Genomic DNA, 20,419 nt, shown 5'->3' with positions numbered 1-20,419 from the left:
CCTCGCTCGAGCCTCACGCAGGCTCAGCCACTGGCATTGACAGCACAGCGCCCGCGCCTGCCTGGCAGGAGCGGGCGCTGCATGTATGCGGACGTGCTCTGGATCAGAAGCGGTAGCTGATACCGGCCATGATCACGTAGGGGTCCACCTCGATTTCGCCGATGTCCTCGCCGTTGAGATCGACGTCGCTGTCGATATCCAGGTACCACACCGCCATGTTGGCCGCCCAGTGATCGTCGATCAGCAGGTCCAGGCCCGCCTGGCCAGCCCAGCCCCAAGACTCTTCCAGGTCCAGGTCAGCACCCTGAAGGTCGATGTCTTCATCAGAGAAGTGGGTGTAGTTGACGCCGATGCCGGCATAGGGCTGGACACGGGAAGCGGTGCCACCGAAGGGATAGTATTGCACGGTCAGAGTCGGCGGCAGATGCTCGACGCTCGCGCCAATATCGTTGCCACCCACGTTCAGGTCCACGTCGTGTTCGAAGGGCTCGGCGGCCAGCAGTTCGACGCCAAACTTGTCGTGGAAGCGGTAGCCGAGGGTGAAGGCAAAACCGTTGTCGTCATGGACATCGGTGTCCATGGTGCCGCCCATCAAGGAACCGTTGTCGGAGTCAGGCTTGACCTTGGCCACACCGACGCGTGTATAGAAGTCGCCCTTGCCATAGTCGGCAAGCGCTTGTGTGCTGACGAGGGCAGCGGAGCCAAGGGTGGCAATCAGTGCGGTAGTGACCAGGGGATGGCGCATGCAGTTCTCCTTGCGTACTGGCGAATGGGCGGACCCGATGTAAGCCAGTCTATGCTGTAGTGAGAATGCAGTTATTGACCTGCCTCAATACCTCTTTCGGTTCATGCCAATGGATTGGCCAACGAAAACGGCGCCTGGAAAGCCAGGCGCCGTCGTGTCAGCGATCGATGGAAATCAGACGCTGTCTTTCAATTACTTCTGGTTAGAAGCGGTAGGTGACGCCTGCACCGATGGTCATCGGATCGATTTCGGCTTCGCCGACGTCGCTGCCATTCACTTCGATATCGGAGTCGACGTCAGCGTAGCGTGCGTAGGTGCCCACCAGCAGGTTGTCAGTGACGCTCAGGTCAAGACCAACCTGTGCGGCTGCGCCATAGGAGCTATCCAATTCGGCGTTGAAGCTCTCGTCCGAGAAGTGGGTGTAGTTCATGCCCACGCCAACGTAGGGGTGAACACGGGCGTTTTCGACGCCACCCAGCGGGTAGTAGTTGAGCATCAGGTTGACCGGGGTGCGGTCCACGCTACCAATGTTGCCGCCGCCGACAGCAATATCATGCTCCATGGCTTCGGAGCCGTTCAGCTCGACGCCGAACTTGTCGTGGAACAGGTAACCTGCGCCATAGGCAAATCCATTCTCTTCGGAGACATCAATGTCCTGACCAGCGATGTCACCATTGTCTGAAGTGGGATCGGCCTTCTCGAAGCCACCGCGCACATAGAAGTCACCAGCCTGGTAGGCCATGGCGGACTGCGCAGCAAAAGCAGTGGTGGCGAGAAGAGCAGCGGTTCCCATCAGTCGTGTCATTTTCATGGTGGACCTCCTTGATGATCCTATGGCTTCGAAAGGTGAAGCTATGTTGTACAGGGCATAGTTTACGAACAGTGTTTCTAAATGTCTTGTAGAAATAAACAATCGAGTCGATAGGGGTAACTAGCGAAAAACTATGGAACTAACGAGCTGGTACCGTGTCACTGAATCAAATCTGTACAACTTTTTTGCACATTTGGGGTGTGTGACGGGCCAAACAGCGGAGTGCCACGAGACAAAAGCTGAGTCCACGGCGCAGGAGCGACGGCCCGAGGGGCAAACGCTAGAGGCCAGAAGTCCAGGTGCCAGAAGGCCAAGGACTGGAAGGCCAGGGGACAGCAGTGAGAAAGCCAACACGGGGCGGTCAATTGCCGTGGACGACGCCTCAGGCTAGCAGGGGACACCTGGGCAATGGCAACGGGTGGCCCACGCTAAACCTCGCTGAACGGACGGAAATCGTCTTCACTGTGAGGTAATCATCTACCAATGGCGGGGGCGGTATTGTGATCAGACGTAACCGAAGCCGGTTGCTGGGCGTCTCCAACGTGCCTTGGGGGATGGCAGCCTTGGCGCTGGGCGCCTCCGCCTTGCTAGCGGTGTGGCTGCTGCTGGAGCCCTGGCTGATCAGTGGTCTGACACTGCCTGCTCGTGTGTTGATGGTGGGGCTAGGGCTTTGGGTAGTCGGCGTCGGCCTGGCACTGCCATTGTGCTACCCGTTGGTCACAGCGCCCACTGTCGGCGCGTCTCGCATGCTCATGTGGCTGCGAAGAGCGAGCGCCGCGCCCTGGTACCCCTTGGCCCTGGCGATCTTCGTCACCTTGTTGTTGGCCCGCTCCATTGGCGTGATATAACGGCAACCGAGTGATGCAACGGCTGAGGCGCAGTGACCTGTGAGCAGTGACCAGTGACAGGCCAAATACCGCCCCATATGAGAAGGCCGTCCCATATGCAGAAGGCCGCCCATCTGGGCGGCCTTCTGCGTCACGGCTGTCATTCAGCGCTTATGCATCTTCCAGTGTATCGAACTCTTCGGTGATCTCGCGGCTAGGTTCCTGAGTGGCAAGACTCACCACCACGATGGCGATGTAGGCAAAGATCACGCCCGGTACGATTTCATACAGATCAAACAGGCCACCTGACAGTTCAGCCCAGGCCACGACGGTGACGCCGCCGACCACGATGCCGGCCAGGGCGCCCCACTGGTTCATGCGGCGCCAGTACAGCGACATGATCAGGGCAGGACCGAAGGCGGCACCGAAACCTGCCCAGGCATAAGACACCAGACCCAGCACGGTGGAGTCAGGGTTCATGGCCAGCAGGTAGGCGACGATGGCGATACCCACGACAGCCAGGCGTCCCACCCAGACCAGCTCTGACTGGCTGGCATCGGGGCGGAACAGCGCCTTGTAGAAGTCGTCGGTCAGGGCAGATGAGGACACCAGCAGCTGCGAGTCCGCGGTGGACATCACCGCCGCCAGAATGGCTGCCAGCAGAACGCCTGCGACCAGAGGGTGGAAGATGGCGTTGACCATCACCATGAAGATGGTCTCACCGTCACCCAGGTCACGGGTCATGTAGACCAGGCCCAGCAGGCCCACGGCCATGGCGCAGACCAGGCACAGTCCTGACCAGGTGACGGCGATGCGGCGTGCAGTGGGAATGTCCGCTTCGGAGCGAATGGCGGCAAAGCGCGCCAGAATGTGGGGCTGACCGAAGTAGCCAAGGCCCCAGGCCAAGGAGCTGATGATGCCGATGGCACTGAGAGTTTCGCCGGTGGAGGCATCGACGAACCAGCTCAGCATGTCGGGGTTCTCTGCCAGGATCTGCTGGCCGCTGGCACCGAGCCCGCCCAGCTCAGTCAAGGCGATGACCGGAACGATCAGCAGCGCGGCGGCCATCATCAGGCCCTGGATAAGGTCCGTCCAGGATACCGCCAGGAAGCCACCAAAGAAGGTGTAGGAGATGATCGCGAGGGTGCCGACGGTGACCGCGATGGTGTAGTCGAAACCAAATACGGTCTCGAACAGCTTGCCGCCTGCCACCAGACCAGAACTGGTATAGAACAGGAAGAACAGCAGGATGAACACTGCCGAGATGACCCGCAGCAGAGGCGCCTTCTCGCGGAAGCGTTTGGCGAAGAAGTCCGGCAGGGTCAGCGCATCACTGGCCTTGAAGGTATAGATGCGCATGCGGCGTGCGACGATGAGCCAATTCAGCCAGGTGCCGATCAGCAGGCCGACGGCAATCCAGGCTGCAGACAATCCGCTGACGTAAGCGGCGCCGGGAAGACCCAGCAACAGCCAGCCCGACATGTCCGAGGCACCCGCCGAGATGGCCGATGTCCAGGGACCCAGGGAGCGGCCGCCAAGAATGTAGTCTGACAGGTTGGTGGTGCGCTTGTAGGCGATGATGCCGATGACCAGCATCAGTATCAGGTAGAGCGCGAACGTAATGCCAATCGTGGCGTTATTTTCGACCATGGGGTGCGTTCCTTGTGGTTTTTGTCGTGGGTGAATGGCGTTCTCTCGTCACCGTCTTTATAGCAAGACCGATGACCCCTTCAGTGGGCGCGGTGGTCGTTCGCGTCCCTGCGGTGTGGTGGCCTTCCCCGGGGTAACGGAGAAGACCACCGATGCCAGCGGCCGTGGCCGACCGGTCATTCGTCTCCCAGTGCCAGCAGCGACGCATTGCCTCCCAGCGCTGCAGTGTTGTTCGTTACCGTCTTTTCGGTCGCGAAGCGCAGCAGGTAGTGCGGCCCACCGGCCTTGGGGCCTGTGCCGGACAGACCTTGCCCGCCGAAGGGCTGAACGCCTACGACTGCGCCAATGATATTGCGATTGATGTAGACGTTACCAACTCGCATTTTCCGCGCTATTTCAGCGGCAAAGGATTCGTTGCGGCTGTGAACACCAAAGGTCAGCCCGTAGCCACGGCCATTGATGGAGGCAATGACCTTGTCGAGGTCCTTGGACTTCCAGCGCACTACGTGCAATACCGGCCCGAACTGCTCGCGCTCCAGGGCATCGATGCTGTCGATGTTGAAGGCGGCGGGGGCGATAAAGGTCCCATTGCGGGTGTGCTCAGGCTTCAGCGGCGTCTCACTGATCAGGCGTCCCTCGCCCTTGAGCTTGTCGATGTGTGCCTGAAGGTTGCGAGACGCATCCTCGTCGATCACCGGGCCTACGTCAGTACCCAGGTCACGGGGGTCGCCGACGTGCAGCTCTGCCATGGCGCCATCAAGGATTTCCAGCACGCGGTCGGCAACATCGTCCTGCAGGTAGAGAACGCGCAGTGCCGAGCAGCGCTGACCGGCACTCTGGAAGGCAGAGTGAATCACGTCCGCAACGACCTGCTCTGGCAGGGCGGTAGAGTCCACGATCATGGCATTCATTCCCCCGGTCTCTGCCACCAGGGTAGGCAGTGCAGCGTTCTCACGCTCGGCCAGGGCACGATTAATGATCTGTGCTGTGTCTGTTCCACCGGTGAACACTACCCCGGTGATGCGAGGATCACTGGTCAGCACGCTACCCACGGTAGGTCCATCACCCGGCAATAGCTGGACGACGTGGCGGGGCATGCCGGCCTGATAGAGCAGCTCGACCACGCGATGGGCCACGATCGACGTCTGCTCCGCTGGCTTGGCCAGTACCGTATTGCCCGCAACGGCGGTAGCCACCAGCTGCCCACAGAAGATGGCGACAGGGAAGTTCCAGGGGCTGATGGCGGCGAATACCCCCTTGCCACCCATGTGCAGGCGGTTGGACTCGCCGGTTGGGCCGGGCAGATCAGTAGGCTCGGCAAACAGCTCTTCGGCGCGAACGGCGTAGTAACGACAGAAGTCGACGGCCTCGCGGATTTCATCCACGCCATCGGTCAGCAGCTTGCCCCCTTCGCGAGAACATAGCGCCATCAGTTCCGCCAGGTGCTCTTCCATCAGGTCGGCGAAGCGACGCAGGATATCGGCGCGCTGCTTGACGGGGGTGGCTTCCCAGTCGGGGAAGGCTGCCCAGGCAGCATCAATGGCTTTCTCAGCTTGTTCGCGGGTGGTCCACTGCACGCTGCCGACGGTCTTGCTGCGGTCATAGGGGCTGGTGACCTGATGCGTCTGTGCGGCGTCCTCGGCAATGTCGAAGGCCAGCAGGGGCTGGGCCTTGTAGGTGGTGTCCATGTGCGCGGACATGGCCTCCATCAGCGGCTGGTACTGACTGTTGATGGTCAGGTTGACGCCCTTGGAGTTGGGGCGATGGGCACCGTAGATGTCACGCGGCAGAGGGATCTGCGGGTTGGCGATGGTCTTGTACTGGCGCAGGGTCTCGATGGGGTGTACGCAAAGAGACTCCACCGGCACCTTCGGGTCGACGAGCTGGTGCACGAAGGATGAGTTGGCACCGTTTTCCAGCAGCCGGCGGACCAGGTAGGGCAGCAGGTCCTTGTGTGCCCCTACCGGCGCATAGATGCGGCAGTAGGTGCCTTCGGGCGCGCGCTGAAGTGCGGCATCGTATAGCGCTTCACCCATGCCATGCAGGCGCTGGAATTCAAACGGTCTGCGCGTGTGGTTGGCCTGCTCCAGAATGGTGGAGATGGTGTGGGCATTGTGGGTCGCGAACTGGGGAAAGATGCGGCCCTTGGTGGCGTCCGACAGCAGGAAGCGGGCGCAGGCGAGATAGGCCACGTCAGTGGAGGCCTTGCGCGTATAGACCGGGTAGCCGTCGACTCCCAGCTGCTGGGATTCCTTGATTTCAGTATCCCAGTAGGCGCCCTTGACCAGACGCAGGGGGATTTCGTCGCCCTGGAAGTCGGCCAGACGGTTGAGGTAGTGAAGGACCGGCAAGGCGCGCTTGGAGTATGCCTGTACGACCAGTCCGAAATGGCCCCAGCCCTTGCAAACGTCGCTTTCGTAGACGGCGCGGAAGACCTCCAGGGAGAGCTCCAGGCGGTCGACTTCCTCGGCATCGATGGTAACGGCGACGTCGTTCTCGCGGGCAAGTGCCGCGAGTTCCTTGACGGTGCCGACGAGCTCGTTCAGCACTTGCTCGCGACGGCCGAATTCGTAGCGGGGGTGCAGCGCCGAAAGCTTGATGGACACAGACGGTGCTGGGGTCTTGTCAGCCAGCTGGCGGCTGGTCTTGCCGACCTGACGGATGGCGGTGGCGTAGTCTTCGTAGTAGCGGCCGGCATCACGGCGAGTACGAGCGGCCTCACCCAGCATGTCATAGGAATAGGTGTAGCCCTTGTCGAACAGCGGCTTGGAGCGCTTGAGCGCTTCGTCGATGTCGCGGCCGAGGACAAACTGCTTGCCCATGACCTTCATCGCCTCAACCATGGCCCGGCGAATCACCGGCTCACCCATGCGATTGACCATCTTGTTGATAAAGCCGCTGGGCTTGCCATCCTTGGGCTTGTCCAGGCTGACCACGCGCCCGGTCATCAGAAGCCCCCAGGTAGAGGCGTTGACCATCCACGACTCGCTCTTGCCGAGGTGCGCTTTCCAGTCCGCGGGACCCAGACGATCTTCGATCAGCGCGTCCGCCGTTTCCTTGTCGGGGATGCGCAGCATGGCTTCAGCCAGACACATCAGCATGAGGCCTTCATGGGTGTCCAGGCTGTACTGCTGCAGCAGCTCGTCGATGGTATCTACCGCGGTGTCCATCTCGCGGACCTCGCGGACGAGTGACGCTGTCTTCTGTGCGACGCGCTCGATGTGCTCGTCCTTGCCATCGATCAGCGCGATCAGTTCACCCACATAAGCGTCTTCCGCGACCACGTAATGGTCGCTGATACGGGTAAAGAGGGTGTCCAGATCCTGCTGCCAGGTGGCGTTGTCGAGCATGTTGTTGGCGTTGAGCATGTCAGTCCCCAAAGAGTGAACCGCCAGGGGGCGGGAAGAGCGAATCGCGATCCGAGTCGCGAAACTTGGGCATGGTGGCAAGCCTAGGTGGCAGACATCTTTCATGCTTGCCATATCCACCGAAGGATTTGCTAAATCCCCGGTCCTTGTGTCTTAACCCTAGCCTTGTTGTGCAGTTTTGGCAGGCTGAGCCGTGTTGGCAGAGAGGTGAGCGTGATTCAACGCGGCAGCGCCGCTCAGGTGGCGTCGTGCTTGACTGGGCGGGTGACCAAAGTGCTTGCGGTAGGCACGTGACAGGGCGCTTTGATGGGCAAAACCCGTGAGGGCTGCAATCTCGGAAAGAGGCAGGCGGCTTCGCAGCAACAGCCGCTGTGAGGCCTGAAGGCGTCGGCGCATGACATATTGCCAGGGAGATAACCCTGTCTGGGCGCGGAAACGCTCGGTGAAGTGGGTTTCGCTGAGACAGGCGAAGGCCGCCAGATCAGCGACCTTGAAGCGCCTCGCCAGGTGATCATCGATGTAGCGGTCGAGGGCGCGCAGGTCGATGCGTCGGTGCTGGGCATTGGTTCCGCAGTCAGCCGCTAAGCGCGCATGAAGAGAGCCGAGAAAGGTCGTGGCGAGGCGCTCCTGGTGGAGCGCTGGCACCGGGCCTTCTTCGGCCAGATGGTCAAGCTCTGCCACCAGGAAATCCAGGTAGCGTCTCAGCGGTGCGTCCAGCGTAAAGAAGCGCGGAGCGTCGAATAGGCGCGATAGCTCGTGATGATGGCCGGTCAAGGCGAGGGCGTCATGGGGGAGGTCGACGATCAGTTGGCGGTTGTTGCCAGTGCCAGCGTAGTAGTGCAGGTGGTTGGCAGGAACGATGCAGCCACAGAAGGGCTCTATGGTGCCGCCAAGGCCCTCGATATCGAAGTCAGCACGACCGGCCAGGGCGATAACGATCTGGTGGTAGTCGTGAGAATGGTGTTGCGTCGCGGTGTCCAGGGGAATTCGCCTGATGGCGCTGCTCATCCCATGCCTCCCGCCTAGGCTCATGAAGGGGCTATCATAACTCATCGGTGCACAATTCTCATCGCACACCCGACTTTCGCTACGATCCTGGCTTACGGCTGCTGGCGGCGTTCCTGCAGACGTGTGTGAGCGGCCAGGTGGTCCCGCAATGCCCGCAGGTCCTCATGCCCAGCAGGGTCCAGCAGCGACTTGCCTCGACTGACGCGCCCAAACCGACCGTGCTCTTCTACCAGGTGGCGGGCCCGCCGTCGGATGCCTTCCAGATACTCGTCGTGGCGAATCGGATAGAGGATGACCGCGTTCCACTCATCTTCGCTGACTGTGCTGTCTAGGGCACGGTCGAACAGGTCCAGCAAGTGGCGGGGTTCCGTCCGATATCGCGGTGTACCCGATAACATCAGCACCGCAAGCACCGCCAGAAAGATAACCAAGCAGACGGCAAAAACGAGGAGAAACAAGGACAAGGTCATGGTGGAGCTGCGCAAGAGTGGTGGAAGCGAGCGACGCCGGGACAGCCTCTCATATCTTGGCGTGAATGTCCCGTGACGCGCCTACGCGCTGGAGGACTGTGGTACACCCATCGTGGATTGCATATTGTTACATGATGAATGAATGATCCTACGCAGGGCACATGCGTTGGCTCAGAGCGGCGGCATCACGGGAGACGGCCTGCCCGATGGATGACTCAAGGTTGCCTCTGTCGCATCCGTGGTGGGGATACCGAGACAACGAGGGGTGCTGATGGTCTTAGGGGTAACGCTGGTACTGGCAGTGCTGCTCGGTTGGCTGGCCCAGCGAACTGGGCTATGTATGGTCCGAGCGGTACAAGGCCTGCGGATGTGGCGCCCTGGACTGCTACTGACCATTCTGGGCTGTGGCGCCTGGTTCTGGATGATCAGTCCATGGTTGGTGCATTTTCCCCTGGGTGACGTGTTGATGCGGCATGCCGCCGGTTGGCCCTTCGTCCTGGGAGGAGGCTTGTTCGGCCTGGCAGCAGCGGTCAATCATGGCTGCTCCATCTCGACCCTGTCGGCGCTGGCCAGAGGCCAGTGGCATATGCTGGCCACTATTGCCGGCTGGATCCTGGGATGGTGGCTGTTGTATTGGCTATCCCCCGACATCTCCTATACCACTCTGAACATGACCTTCGCGCCTGCCTGGTGGGCGGTGATGGGGGGCGTCGCGCTATCACTGCTTGCGATCTGGCGCCTTTCTCCTGGTCATCGTCGTATCTATGCTGGCGTGGTGGTGTTTGGCGCTATTGGTGGCGTACTCGGCGCGCTCGAACCCCACTGGTCACCAAGTCAACTGATTCGCGATATCGCCCAGAGGCCATTGATGGAACACATGCCCATCGACTGGCCAAGCGTCTCGCGAGTATTGATCAGCCTGTTGATCGTGGCGGGAATGATGGCTGCAGCGCCGCGTCGTGGACGCAAGGAGACTGAGCCCTTCATGGTGGCGCGCTGGATGAAACACCTTGTCGCCGGGATGGGGATGGGGGTCGGCGCTGCGCTGGCGTTGGGAGGAAATGACCTGCAGCTACTGATCGCACTACCTGCCGGTTCACCCGGTGCGGTCGTCGCCCTCTTGTTCATGATTTTGGGGATATGGCTCGGATTGGTGCTGGAAGAGCGTTTCGCCCAGCGCTCCCGTTGAGGCGGCATACAGCAAACCTCTTGCCAGTGGCGGGTATGGGGAAACGTCTCAGGCAGTCACGTTGATACCTTTGACGGTAGGCCCAGGCCAAACAGACTACGTTCCTATTGATCATACGTGCGCCGCGCTACCGCCACGATAAACGGCCACCGACATCGCCAGCGCCAGCGCTATCGGCACTATCATCGCCACCGTTTCCCCAAGCCCCGCAATGCGGTTCAGAGGTGAACTATGACCACGACGCCAGGCGATACCTCCCAGAAGGATGTTGCGGATAAGCGCCAACAATTGATTCATGATGAGCTGCCTAAGGAGCATGAGGACCCCCTCATCAGTGCGCTGCATCGTATCATTCGCTTCGGTGTCAAGATCCTCGCTGTGCTAATGGTGTTTGTCATCCTCTGGGGCATTATTGATGTTGTCTATGTACTCTACCAACAGCTATCGTCTCCTCCGATACTGCTGCTGGAGGTCGGAGATATCTTTCGGCTTTTTGGCGCTTTTATGGTAGTGCTTATCGCGATAGAAATATTTATTAATATTCGCCTCTATCTGGGTACGGATGTACTTCCCATTCAGCTTGTTATTGCGACAGCGCTAATGGCAATTGCAAGAAAGGTGATTGTCATGGATTTCGATGCGGTCACTCCCCAGTATGTGTTGGCAACCGCTGCCGTCGTGCTTGCGTTGGGAGTGACACACTGGCTAGTGTCTCGAAAGTCTAGGTAAGTCCGTCCAACTTCCATGACAGCATTCGCCGCCGCTAACTCTTGGTGCACACAAGTTCTTCTAAGGGGCCATAGGCTGACAAATGTCCTGCAGACCTTCGCCGCCATGTCAGTAAAATTCGCTCCATTGTTGAAGTATCGGTGAGGTGGTCACGTGGAAATATGTGGAAGTTGTATTTTGTATAATACAGCTATTGGCTGGGCGTGAGAGTGTCATGAATCCCTATTCTTGTCGGTGAGAGCGGGCCAGAGGTGTGGGGAGGGAGCAAGCTTGTCGCTGGCCCGCTGCGCTGTGGGTCAGCATTGCAGTCGCATACAAGTTCGCATCAAGCTGCACATATCGTTTGGTGGAAGGAGTCTAAAAGCGGTGGCCAAGTGAGGTAACGTGGCGCTATCAACGTGGGCTAGTCAGCCTACCATCTTGCGCGTCATACATCGCTCTGATGGGCGATGGTTCGAATTCCTATGTAACACATCCCGTCAACAAGTCATCTTAGATGCATGGACTTTCAGCAACTTATCGCCTTGACGTGGCTGTCTCCTGGCCGAGCCCAGTGGTAGGTGAGTGTTATCTCATTGAAAAGTACAGCGTGCTTTACCTTCAGGGCTTTACGTCATCATGATGGCCAAGGTGGAATGAATATATCCTTTGCCTTTCAGAGGCTTGTATATCTGCGTCTTGGTATCGCACTTATGGATTGTTCGCTAACTGGCGTGCTGCCACCTGGGTAAGTAAAGGATAGATGTAGCTACCCTGTTAGTGGTGGTGAGGTTTACAGTGTGTATTTCGCATAATACATTTCAGAGTGTCGCGTTATCAATGCGACATCATCACCGTGAAGAAGTCGGTATGCCATTGTCAGTTGGGAAGAGTGTTATTGAGCATTGGAGGGCATATCTCTGAAGCACGACCTTGCCAGTTTAATGTTAACCATGGCCTATGAAGCTAACGGGCAATGGAAAGGTGTGGTGCTGGTTGAACTGGCCTGGCAATAACTCGCCTGGCACCGGCGAGAAAACGACATTCGCGCTAGCGAGAATGTCGGGAGCGTACGGAAATGGCTACACACCATATTGATAAACTGTTGTCTGAAGGATCTCCGATTATTGTTCGTGATACCGTCAGGGCGCCAGCGTCGGCGCGGGCGGTTCACGCCGGGACTGTCGAGGTAGGAGATATCGGTAGCGTATCTGTCACGACACCTGCCGGCGGCGTGCCAAGGACCTTGGCCGAGAGATTTCACGAGTACATCAATGTGAGGGACTACGGAGCCGTGGCTGACGGTGTGACCGATGATGGTCCCGCCATTGCAGCGGCCATTGAGGCCGCGGGCATCGGGCAAACGGTGTACTTTCCCAGTGGCGTTTACCTTGTCAGTGCGCCGCTGCTGATCAACAAGGTGGTCTCTCTTAAAGGAGATGGGTCACGTTCAACCGAACTCGTTTTCTTGCAGGGTGGGATTACCCTAGGCACAACGACAGATACGGGAAGGGATACTGCTGTTATCTCGGAGCTAGGGTTTCTTGCCAAGTCGAGAGGCATTCATACTGGCTTAACGCTAGTGTCACATGACCAATCTGGTCCGAAACCCCCAGCCTTCTTCCTCCAAAACCTGAAGTTTCATGGGTTTGATACGTCTTCAGTGGGTGTGAATAATTACGAATGGAAGACGGCAATACGGATGGAGAATGCCGACAAGTCTATTCTTAGTTCTGTCTTTATATATGGTAAAGAGCGCTCCAGTATTGACAACTATGATACCAACACTATTGGCGTAGATGTCTGCAGTAGTACAGGAGTAGTATTCTCTAAAGTCGATGTCTATCGGATGAAGACTGGGTTTTCAATATCCGGACAGAGTGAAGGAGATAATTGGGTCGATGGAGTAGTGGTTGCAGCTAATGTGGGAATTCACTTCCATGACCTGATAACGCCATCGAATAACTTTAGTATACGTGGTGGGCATTATTCCTGTGAGCAGTATGGCATTTGGATGGAGGCCTCTCAAGCAGGTCTACACCATATGAGCAAATACAATAATATCTCTAACTGCTTTTTTCTTCAGCGGAGGTGTGATGGTAGCAGGGCTAACAGCACCAATGGCAAGGCAATGAAGGAGTATTGTGCACTGTTAATGACGACAAGTTACAGTACTCTATCTGATGTGGTGGTGTTGAGTAGCCTTGGCGATGACTTTCGGCCTGATCTCGACCAAAATCGCGGCATTCAGCTGCAGGGCGGGGAATGTAATGTCCTGTCGAACATCGTGTGTGTTCGATCGGGTATATCGGTGGACACGATGGCGTCTAGAGATAATGTCATTACCAACGTGGTAACGGAAGGCGTTGTGGACTCAGCTGTCCAGGGAAATGCTCTGGAGCAGGGGCCCGGGGATGTCTCGCTGACACGCTCAGAGGTAAACGGGTGGTCGTTGTCTTCCCGTAATATTCTATTCTCAGTCGAAGCAGGGCCAGTGCTTAAGCTAATAAATGGTGCTGGAAAAGGGCAGGCAGTCAATCAGCTTGAGGCGTTTTCTACGGGGGCTGATAAGCGCTGGGTGGGTATCAGGGCAACGAGCACAGATGATGCCTATCCAGACCAGGATATCGCGCTCCTATCATCGGGAGCAGGGCATGTCAGGTTCGGGCGCTTTTCGCCAACTACCTCGGCGGCTATCACAGGATCCATCGAGATCAAGGATATGTCGGGAAGGGTCAGGAAACTGGCGGTCGTAGAGGATGTTCATTGACTAGACGGAGGGGCAGTCGCCACCTGACAGGTGATGGCTGCCCGCTGCACGTCTGAGGCATCTGGGTTGGACGAACCTCAGGAATATCAAAAATGGATGGAACTCATGATGCGGTGATGCTGCTTTATACCAGCGGCGCGGTAGCGCTTGGTTCCATCGTCAGATGGTTGGATAGCTTTCGCAAAAGAGACATTACCAAGTTAAATGTGCCTCTTGTTGCAACGGAAGTCTGCGGTGGGATCCTGTTAGTGGTCGTAAGTATAGGATTAAGTGATTACTTCTATCTCAAGAATTGGACAGAAATCGCTGTGGCGGTGATGTTAGGAAGAGTCGGTCCATCCTTTATCGGCCGGTGGGCGATTCATCTGATCGAGCGTATGGTCGTCAAGTAGTTTGCATGGTTAGCCATGATAACCGTCGACAGCCAATCTAGGGCTAACGTACTGGTGTCGTGTGATCGAGGACTTCCTGGTTACATGTTTGAAGCCGACGGCACACAGCGCAGTGATTGATGAGGTGATAATGTTCGAGTGGTACGGTAATGCTAAAAAGTGATCTTGAATGAGTTTTTTGTATGTAAGTGATACGGTGATAGCAGGTGGTGTCATGATGACGACATTAGAGAGAAATAGCAGAAATACCAAAGGAAGTAGTGACTACAACGCTGGGCAGCACGACAGGCCTTCCGGTTTTTCGCTTGGGAAGCGGAGTGTCGACAACCTTGCCGGTGTTCATCCTGACCTGCAAGCGTTGGTGTACCGCTGCATTACGCTAAGTCAGATTGATTTCTTTGTGAATGAAGGCGTTCGAACGCTGGAGAGACAGCGGGCGTTATTGGCATTGGGGGTGACGAAGACGCTCAATAGCCGGCATCTTACCGGGCATGCTGTAGATCTTGTGGCACTCAAGGATGGCCGCGCCTCTTGGGAGTGGCCCGACTATCGGGCGATTGCTGACGCAATGAAAGCCTCTTCCTCGCGGCTGGGCGTACCCGTTGAGTGGGGAGGGGACTGGAAGAGTCTCAAGGATGGGCCGCATTTTCAGCTTCCATGGGAGTACTATCCCTTATAGTCGTTACACGATAACGCGCCAGGGGCTACATGTGTCATGTCGCCCCTTTTCTCTGATCAATCTTGTCGATCAGCTCCAGAAACTGAGTCAGCTGTGAGGCGGTCAGCTCTTTCTGAAAGGATAGCAAGTAATAGCCATTCTCTGTGTTTCGTATATCAATCCACTCGGCGTGCGGCGCTTTTTCATCAGCCTGTGTAATGCCGGTGAGTTCGCCCGGTGTTACTGCAAGAACCTTTGCCAGACGTGTTGCATACTCACTACTGGGTATAGACTTTCCTCTGGCATAAAGGCTGATGCAATTTCTTGGCATATTTGCCTTGCGAGCCAGCTCTGCCTGACTCCAGCCATGGCGATGCATCGCATCAAGCACGAGAGCCTGTACGCGTTCACGAAGATGTGATCTGGCGTCTTTTATGTTTTGATCACTCATATCTTTCCCCTTCCGATAGGTCGTCATTCAACGTTGCCGAGAAAAGGTGTTGTCAAACATTGGTGTTATTGGATATTAAGAGACGGATTTTGGGAGAACAAGCATATAACGGAAGGGGGCGGCCAGCACATTTCTTGAATATGCTAGTCGAGTGGCAGGCATCGGTACGGTAGGAATGATGGGGCCTTCACTATTATTTGGTTCAAGGAACTGCCATTCGTTGCGAGGTGTTGCAGGGAAAGATGATGCATGCCAGGAAGATTGGCGACATCACAGCTGCCTGGGCGAGGGGACATTGATGACTCAATAATGCCGGAAAGGCGTTCGGTAGACACTGCGGAGTCGTGCAAACGAAGCGCTGCTTTTTGCCAATAGCGAGGTGTTGGTTAAACAAGGTAAGAGGTGGTGCGAGAGGACCGGGAGGACGAGGGCGCTGGAGCGGGTGAAGGGAATCGAACCCTCGTCTTAAGCTTGGGAAGCTTCTGCTCTACCATTGAGCTACACCCGCAAGGCGGTTTCGATAGTAAACTCAGTTGCTTAAGCCTGCAAGAAAAAGACGGGGCATGCCGGCTCCGGCCTATCATCACCGCGACCGCCTGGTCGCTATATGGCTGACGCGAGAGTCGCCTTTGTCGTCGATCTTGCCGCCGATGTTGCCGATATGCGGTCCTGTTCCAGCATGCAGGATGTGGCCCCTGAGGGTCCCTTTTACTGATGGGATGGCTGACAGAATGCCTGGCAAAGGGCTCAAGGCCGCTTCGCCAGGTTCTATGATGGTTAGAGCGCACTTACCGCAGTGGAAATGCGACGAGCACCCTCCATGATCTCCTCAATGACCTGCTGGGCGTCGCTGACGCTCGCTTGACTCGATTCACTTACACTGACGATCTCGGTCATCTTCTTGCTGGCGAGGCGTATCCGCTCGTTGTTTTCGTGGAGTACGTCGGCGATTCTCGATGCCGCCTGGGTAGACCCCTGGGAGAGTGAGCGAACTTCCTGGGCGACCACGGCAAACCCCTTACCGTGGTCGCCTGCTCTTGCGGCTTCCACGGCGGCGTTAAGGGCCAGCAGGTTGGTTTGATGTGCGATGGAGGAAATAGATGCCGTAATGGCGTTGATCGCTCGCGTCTGTTCCTCTAAAGCGATCACGATGGCCTGGGTTGCCTTGATATCCGAGCTGGCCTGCCGGGCAGCGGCTACCGCTTGCTGGAGCTGCTCAAGCCCTCCTGCGGCAATCGACTCGGTCTGCTTCGCCGTGACGCGAGCCGCTTGTGCAGCAGCTCTCGCAGCATCCTCGGTTGCCACCGCTCGGGTAATATCGGTGGCGAATTTGATGATGCGACATACCCTGCCTGCTGCATCGGTCACAGGGTTGTAGGTGGCCTCCAGCCAGATGGGCTGCCCCGTGGCAGTGAACCGCTGGAACCTTCCCTGTTTGTAGTGGTTGCTGCTTAGCTCCTGCCAGAAGTGTGGGTACTCAAGGTAAAAGGCGTCGTCACAGAACATGCGGTGATGCTGGCCCTGAATCTCCTCGAGCGTGTAACCCATTGCCGACAGGAAGTTGGTGTTGGCGTTGGTGATATAGCCATCGGGAGTGAATTCGATCATCGCCATGGAGCCATCCAGGGCGTCGAGAATGGCACTTTGGCCGGCCGCTGAAAGCCGTTGCCGAGTGACGTTGCTGGCGATCTTGAGAATGCGCTTCACCTTACCCCGGCGGTTCTTGATGGGCAGGTAGCTTGCCTCTAGCCAGAGCGTATTACCGTCGGCATCGATGCGCTCGAAGGTACCGCTGGCAGGCTTGCCGTTGGCCAGTGCTTGCCAGAACGCCTGATAGGAAGGCGATGACACCACACTGTCAGGACATAACATGCGGTGATGCTGCCCTTTGACCTGCTCGAGCCGATAGCCAACCGTGCTGAGAAAGTGGGCGCTGGCGTCAAGGATGGTGCCGTTCGGGAGGAAGGTGATGCAGGCGGTGTGGCTGTTGAGCGCATATCGCAGCGCGCTTGTTCTTCTTGCCAGAACCATGGGAAAGCCTCGGAAGCGAAAAGGGGATGCTTCCGAGGTATCGGCGGCAGGGCGCAGGTCTGAAGGACTTTTCTCTCGATATGTCAGTTATTTAGGGCATATCAGGGAAAAATCACGCGTAAACGTTGCAAACGTCATCGGTGGCGATGCTGTGACTCACGCTTTGGCTGTGCTGCTAAAGTATTAGATAAATGAAGTGATTCATGCTTAAGCATTAGTCATGGTTAGGAAGAAGATATAGGGTTGGCGTCAAGGCAGTGCGCTGCTTGGCCGACCGCGTTACAGCCCCGACAACAGTAACGTTGCGCCATAGGCCGCGACGCCCACGGCGACTGGCCAGCCAAGGGATCGAGTCCGACGCCAGGTGATCAAGGTCGCCAGGACTCCCAGCAGGGTAGCGGTCCAGCCAGCCAGGGTGTTCTGGCTCGGTGCAAGCGACACACCCAGCACGGCAGCGATCATCAGAGGCCCCAGTACAGACAGCCACTGTGGCAACGTATCGACGCCCGCTTCAGCGCTTGAACGCGACAGACGTTTGCGCATCCAGATGAGCGGCAGCATGCGCATCAGCAGGGTACCGACGGTGGTGGCGGCGACGGCCAGCCAGAGTTCCATGCTCATGCGCAGCGTCTCCGGGTGGGGGCATGCTTGACGGTGTAGAAGCACAGCGCGCCAGTCAAGGCGGCCAAGGGGATACCCGCATTGGCAATCCCGCCAAGGGCGAGGGCAAGACCGGCAAGCACGGTAACAATGGTGGCGCAGGCCCAGCGAAAGTTGCTCATGCGGGGCGCTACCAGAACCAGAAACAGAGCCGGCAAGGCGAACGGCATTACCTCACCGAGCAATGGCCAGCGCTGGACGACCCACTCTCCTCCTATCGCGCCAGCGGCAGTTCCGGCAATCCAGGCGAACCAGGCGAGCAGCGCCGCACCGCTGTACCAGCCCAGCCTCTGCTCGCTGGGCAACTGTGGCAAGCGTGTCAATGCCAATGCAAAGACTTGATCGGTCAGGCCATGCATCAGCGCAGGCCACCATCGGCTGGAAGACATATGAGCCGCCAGATTGGGTGCGTAGACCACGTGGCGCAGGTTGATCAGCAGTGTCATCCCGACCACCAGCCACAGCGGAGCTCCTGCTGCTGCCATGCCGACAAAGACAAACTGGGACGCTCCGGCGTAGATCAGCGTCGAGATGGCGACGGCTTCCCATGTAGTGAAGCCAGCCTGTACGGCCACCAGCCCAAAGGAGATAGCGATGGGAATGTAACCACCCAGCAGCGGAATGGCTTCGCGTACCCCGACCAGCCAGGCGCTCGCGGTCAACGGGGGAGAGGTGGTCGTCATGTCGGTACAGTCCTTGATGGGTAGACGATGGTGACGATTGCCGAAGAGGCTTGATCCTCGGTGGCGTACAGGTGAGGGCCGTCTGCAGCAAAGCTGTGGCTGTCGCCGGGTGCTAGCGTCCTTGTCAGTGCCTCTGCGCCGGTGCAGAGGCTGCCCGAGATCACGGTGATGGTCTCTCTAACGCCTTTGGGGTGACCGAGACTCCAGCGTTCTACCTGAGCGTCCAGGTGCATCCAGTAGACATCGACACTGGGGCGGTCGTGTCCCTGGTCGATCAATTGGATCTGCACGCCTTGGTCGTCGAGTACAGCAGTGACGGGCTTGATCAGCGTGCCGAAAGGCACCTCCAACTGTGCCGCCAGTCGCCAGAGGGTATCCAGCGTGGGATTACCGTTTCCCTGCTCCAGACGGCACAGATTCGATTTAGCAATCCCTGCGTCGTTAGCGAGACGTGACAAGGACCAGCCTCGGGTTTCCCGCAACTGCTGAAGGTGGCGACCCAGGGCCTCAGCGTCGATAGAGGCTTCCGGCATGGGGTCCAGGCGGAGGTGGTCGTCAATCATGGGCGCGTTCCATTAGGCGATCGCTCGATGGATGGTTCACTGTGACGTTACAGTGTTCGCTCAACGAAGCGTTCGTCACCTGGGCGCTCGAAGGCTAGAGCGTTCGATAAATAGAACGTTCGATAAATGGAACATAGCCGTCTTTGTGCCGTGTCGTCAACCCTGGGCGCTGAGCCGTGTTCTGCCGCTGTGCGCTCCGCTCTGGGCGCCGGCAACGAAACGGCGCAGGGGGCGTCTCTGCCCGCCTGCGTTGATACCCACCTGTGTTAGTGCCCACCTGCGCTGGTGTTGGCGTCTCGCGATACGAACGATGGGTAACCGCCCGTCGCAGCGGTGGAGATCACCCCCCAGGAGCGTCGGCGGGTAAGCCCTTTATAGCGGCGTTGATGTCGCCATCTACCATGGTCTGAGTACGCAGTGGGAGGGGAGGGTGAGGTCCGTTCGTGCGTTTCTGTGCTGGTTTTGCCAGAAAGCAGGAAAAAAAAATTCTGGTGAAAGGAGAACTTTTCTGGTGACGACTGTCATATGTGGTACAGACAGCATGCGCGATGGCAGTCGTTAGCAGTGTTGATCTGGTTTGCTAAATCGATCGTTGCGCCCCATGGCTTCCATGGGGCGTTTTTTTTGCGCCAGCTGAGCTACGGGCGTGCGCCGACGGCAGGTCGACAGACACCAAGGTTGGCTGGCCAAGGGCTTATAACCAAGGGCCTGGCGCGAATGGCGGGAGACGAGGGGCGAGCAGCCTTCTGCGCACAGCCGGACGACAGGATAATAGACTGGTATGAGTCCTGCCATAAGACGTTGCTCAAGGCATCAGGGGCTGGTTTGGCGCCAAGGTCTGGGCGAGAAGGTCTGGGGGGAGAAAGGAAGGGCGAGAAACGAAGGGCCGAGCAAGCAGCACGCCATCTTTCGTGGGGCTGCGATGGGGGACTGAAACCCTCTCCCCCCACAGGGGCGACCCAGCAGGGGAAGAGGACAGTCAGCAAGTGCGTCAGGCGCTACGTTGATGACGACGCATCGATAGCACCGCGTTAAGCACGTCGCGACGTGTCACGATGCCGACGAGCCGGCCCTGTTCGGTCACCGGGTAGACCTTGGGCTTAGCACCGAGCATTTCCTGGGCCAGGTCGACGATGCTCTTGGTGGGTGACACTGAAAGGACTTCGTTGCGCATCAGTTCACTGACCAGCGGGGCTTCATGGTCCAGATACAGGCTTTCTATCACCTTGCCGAGTACGTCCTGCTCCGAAATGAAGCCGACAAGGTGGTCGCCGCTATCCACGACCGGTGCACCTGGCAATCGATGCAGCGCCAGTCCTTCCGCGAGGGTAGAGATGGACGTCTGGCCGCTGACGCGGTAGCAGTCCTTCGACATGATGTCGCGGACGATAGATGGAGGTGCCTTGTGTGGCATAGCCGCTCTCCTGTGTGCTTG

18 protein-coding genes and 1 tRNA gene are annotated in these 20,419 nt (G+C 57.9%); 6 read left to right on the top strand and 13 right to left on the bottom strand.

Annotated features, from left to right (window positions below):
- Positions 1-103 precede the first annotated feature (103 nt).
- Both JF545_RS15595 and JF545_RS15590 read right to left on the bottom strand, forming a co-directional pair.
- Positions 104-745 (bottom strand): OmpW/AlkL family protein, encoded by a 642-nt coding sequence (locus JF545_RS15595; RefSeq protein WP_206943562.1) that lies wholly within the window; start codon positions 743-745, stop codon positions 104-106.
- A gap of 202 nt (positions 746-947) precedes the next feature.
- The gene (locus tag JF545_RS15590) at positions 948-1,556 is read right to left on the bottom strand and encodes an OmpW/AlkL family protein (protein ID WP_206943560.1); all 609 of its coding nucleotides are present in this window, start codon (positions 1,554-1,556) and stop codon (positions 948-950) included.
- A 500-nt stretch (positions 1,557-2,056) separates the two neighbouring features.
- Between JF545_RS15590 and JF545_RS15585 the strand changes: the two genes are divergently transcribed.
- On the top strand, positions 2,057-2,404 hold the full coding sequence (locus tag JF545_RS15585) for a hypothetical protein (RefSeq protein ID WP_206943558.1): 348 nt from the start codon (positions 2,057-2,059) through the stop codon (positions 2,402-2,404).
- Between the two features lie 150 nt (positions 2,405-2,554).
- Here the strand turns inward: JF545_RS15585 and putP are convergent, their stop codons facing one another.
- From putP to JF545_RS15565, 4 genes are all read right to left on the bottom strand, one after another.
- Entirely contained in the window at positions 2,555-4,033 is a 1,479-nt protein-coding gene (gene putP, locus JF545_RS15580; RefSeq protein ID WP_206943556.1) for a sodium/proline symporter PutP, read from the bottom strand.
- Between the two features lie 176 nt (positions 4,034-4,209).
- Positions 4,210-7,401, bottom strand: a complete 3,192-nt coding sequence (gene putA / locus JF545_RS15575) for a bifunctional proline dehydrogenase/L-glutamate gamma-semialdehyde dehydrogenase PutA (protein ID WP_206943554.1) — start codon at positions 7,399-7,401, stop codon at positions 4,210-4,212.
- Between the two features lie 159 nt (positions 7,402-7,560).
- Positions 7,561-8,409 carry an AraC family transcriptional regulator gene (locus JF545_RS15570; protein ID WP_206943552.1) on the bottom strand — a complete coding sequence of 283 codons (849 nt, stop codon included), beginning with the start codon at positions 8,407-8,409 and terminating at the stop codon, positions 7,561-7,563.
- 92 nt (positions 8,410-8,501) lie between these two features.
- Positions 8,502-8,873 (bottom strand): hypothetical protein, encoded by a 372-nt coding sequence (locus JF545_RS15565; protein ID WP_206943644.1) that lies wholly within the window; start codon positions 8,871-8,873, stop codon positions 8,502-8,504.
- A 277-nt stretch (positions 8,874-9,150) separates the two neighbouring features.
- Here JF545_RS15565 and JF545_RS15560 point away from each other — a divergent pair, with 277 nt between their 5' ends.
- From JF545_RS15560 to JF545_RS15540, 5 genes are all read left to right on the top strand, one after another.
- Positions 9,151-10,068: a YeeE/YedE thiosulfate transporter family protein gene (locus JF545_RS15560; protein WP_206943551.1), complete on the top strand. Its 918-nt coding sequence runs from the start codon at positions 9,151-9,153 to the stop codon at positions 10,066-10,068.
- Between the two features lie 231 nt (positions 10,069-10,299).
- Entirely contained in the window at positions 10,300-10,797 is a 498-nt protein-coding gene (locus JF545_RS15555; protein WP_206943550.1) for a phosphate-starvation-inducible PsiE family protein, read from the top strand.
- Positions 10,798-11,854: 1,057 nt separating this feature from the next.
- Positions 11,855-13,546, top strand: coding sequence for a glycosyl hydrolase family 28-related protein (locus tag JF545_RS15550; RefSeq protein WP_206943549.1), 1,692 nt, complete (start codon positions 11,855-11,857; stop codon positions 13,544-13,546).
- 92 nt (positions 13,547-13,638) lie between these two features.
- Complete coding sequence (locus JF545_RS15545; RefSeq protein WP_206943548.1) at positions 13,639-13,938, top strand: hypothetical protein; 300 nt, start codon at positions 13,639-13,641, stop codon at positions 13,936-13,938.
- A gap of 169 nt (positions 13,939-14,107) precedes the next feature.
- Complete coding sequence (locus JF545_RS15540) at positions 14,108-14,617, top strand: M15 family metallopeptidase (RefSeq protein ID WP_224907448.1); 510 nt, start codon at positions 14,108-14,110, stop codon at positions 14,615-14,617.
- A 34-nt stretch (positions 14,618-14,651) separates the two neighbouring features.
- Here JF545_RS15540 and JF545_RS15535 read toward each other — a convergent pair whose 3' ends face one another.
- The 7 genes from JF545_RS15535 to JF545_RS15505 form a co-directional block, all read right to left on the bottom strand.
- Positions 14,652-15,047 carry a helix-turn-helix domain-containing protein gene (locus JF545_RS15535; protein ID WP_206943547.1) on the bottom strand — a complete coding sequence of 132 codons (396 nt, stop codon included), beginning with the start codon at positions 15,045-15,047 and terminating at the stop codon, positions 14,652-14,654.
- Between the two features lie 434 nt (positions 15,048-15,481).
- Positions 15,482-15,555, bottom strand: a tRNA-Gly gene (locus tag JF545_RS15530).
- A gap of 269 nt (positions 15,556-15,824) precedes the next feature.
- Complete coding sequence (locus JF545_RS20090) at positions 15,825-17,078, bottom strand: methyl-accepting chemotaxis protein (RefSeq protein ID WP_206943546.1); 1,254 nt, start codon at positions 17,076-17,078, stop codon at positions 15,825-15,827.
- Between the two features lie 279 nt (positions 17,079-17,357).
- Positions 17,358-17,699, bottom strand: a complete 342-nt coding sequence (locus JF545_RS15520; RefSeq protein ID WP_206943545.1) for an AzlD domain-containing protein — start codon at positions 17,697-17,699, stop codon at positions 17,358-17,360.
- A complete protein-coding gene (locus JF545_RS15515; RefSeq protein WP_206943544.1) occupies positions 17,696-18,421 on the bottom strand; it encodes an AzlC family ABC transporter permease in 726 nt (241 codons plus the stop codon). The genes JF545_RS15520 and JF545_RS15515 overlap by 4 nt, the downstream gene beginning before the upstream one ends.
- Positions 18,418-18,984: a helix-turn-helix domain-containing protein gene (locus tag JF545_RS15510; RefSeq protein ID WP_242520896.1), complete on the bottom strand. Its 567-nt coding sequence runs from the start codon at positions 18,982-18,984 to the stop codon at positions 18,418-18,420. Before JF545_RS15510 ends, JF545_RS15515 begins: the two co-directional genes overlap by 4 nt.
- Positions 18,985-19,975: 991 nt before the next feature.
- The gene (locus tag JF545_RS15505; RefSeq protein ID WP_206943543.1) at positions 19,976-20,398 is read right to left on the bottom strand and encodes a CBS domain-containing protein; all 423 of its coding nucleotides are present in this window, start codon (positions 20,396-20,398) and stop codon (positions 19,976-19,978) included.
- Positions 20,399-20,419: the final 21 nt, after the last annotated feature.

It is taken from the genome of Halomonas litopenaei (assembly GCF_017303055.1).
Classification (GTDB): domain Bacteria; phylum Pseudomonadota; class Gammaproteobacteria; order Pseudomonadales; family Halomonadaceae; genus Halomonas; species Halomonas litopenaei_A.
This window is presented reverse-complemented; position numbering and strand designations above follow the sequence as displayed.

Bases quoted from the DNA above. Each gene is read 5' to 3' on its own strand.
- JF545_RS15595 (WP_206943562.1), bottom strand. From the start codon at position 745: ATGCGCCATCCCCTGGTCACTACCGCACTGATTGCCACCCTTGGCTCC.
- JF545_RS15590 (WP_206943560.1), bottom strand. From the start codon at position 1,556: ATGAAAATGACACGACTGATGGGAACCGCTGCTCTTCTCGCCACCACT.
- putP (WP_206943556.1), bottom strand. From the start codon at position 4,033: ATGGTCGAAAATAACGCCACGATTGGCATTACGTTCGCGCTCTACCTG.
- putA (WP_206943554.1), bottom strand. From the start codon at position 7,401: ATGCTCAACGCCAACAACATGCTCGACAACGCCACCTGGCAGCAGGAT.
- JF545_RS15570 (WP_206943552.1), bottom strand. From the start codon at position 8,409: ATGAGCAGCGCCATCAGGCGAATTCCCCTGGACACCGCGACGCAACAC.
- JF545_RS15560 (WP_206943551.1), top strand. From the start codon at position 9,151: ATGGTCTTAGGGGTAACGCTGGTACTGGCAGTGCTGCTCGGTTGGCTG.
- JF545_RS15555 (WP_206943550.1), top strand. From the start codon at position 10,300: ATGACCACGACGCCAGGCGATACCTCCCAGAAGGATGTTGCGGATAAG.
- JF545_RS15550 (WP_206943549.1), top strand. From the start codon at position 11,855: ATGGCTACACACCATATTGATAAACTGTTGTCTGAAGGATCTCCGATT.
- JF545_RS15545 (WP_206943548.1), top strand. From the start codon at position 13,639: ATGGATGGAACTCATGATGCGGTGATGCTGCTTTATACCAGCGGCGCG.
- JF545_RS15540 (WP_224907448.1), top strand. From the start codon at position 14,108: ATGAGTTTTTTGTATGTAAGTGATACGGTGATAGCAGGTGGTGTCATG.
- JF545_RS15535 (WP_206943547.1), bottom strand. From the start codon at position 15,047: ATGAGTGATCAAAACATAAAAGACGCCAGATCACATCTTCGTGAACGC.
- JF545_RS20090 (WP_206943546.1), bottom strand. From the start codon at position 17,078: ATGGTTCTGGCAAGAAGAACAAGCGCGCTGCGATATGCGCTCAACAGC.
- JF545_RS15520 (WP_206943545.1), bottom strand. From the start codon at position 17,699: ATGAGCATGGAACTCTGGCTGGCCGTCGCCGCCACCACCGTCGGTACC.
- JF545_RS15515 (WP_206943544.1), bottom strand. From the start codon at position 18,421: ATGACGACCACCTCTCCCCCGTTGACCGCGAGCGCCTGGCTGGTCGGG.
- JF545_RS15510 (WP_242520896.1), bottom strand. From the start codon at position 18,984: ATGATTGACGACCACCTCCGCCTGGACCCCATGCCGGAAGCCTCTATC.
- JF545_RS15505 (WP_206943543.1), bottom strand. From the start codon at position 20,398: ATGCCACACAAGGCACCTCCATCTATCGTCCGCGACATCATGTCGAAG.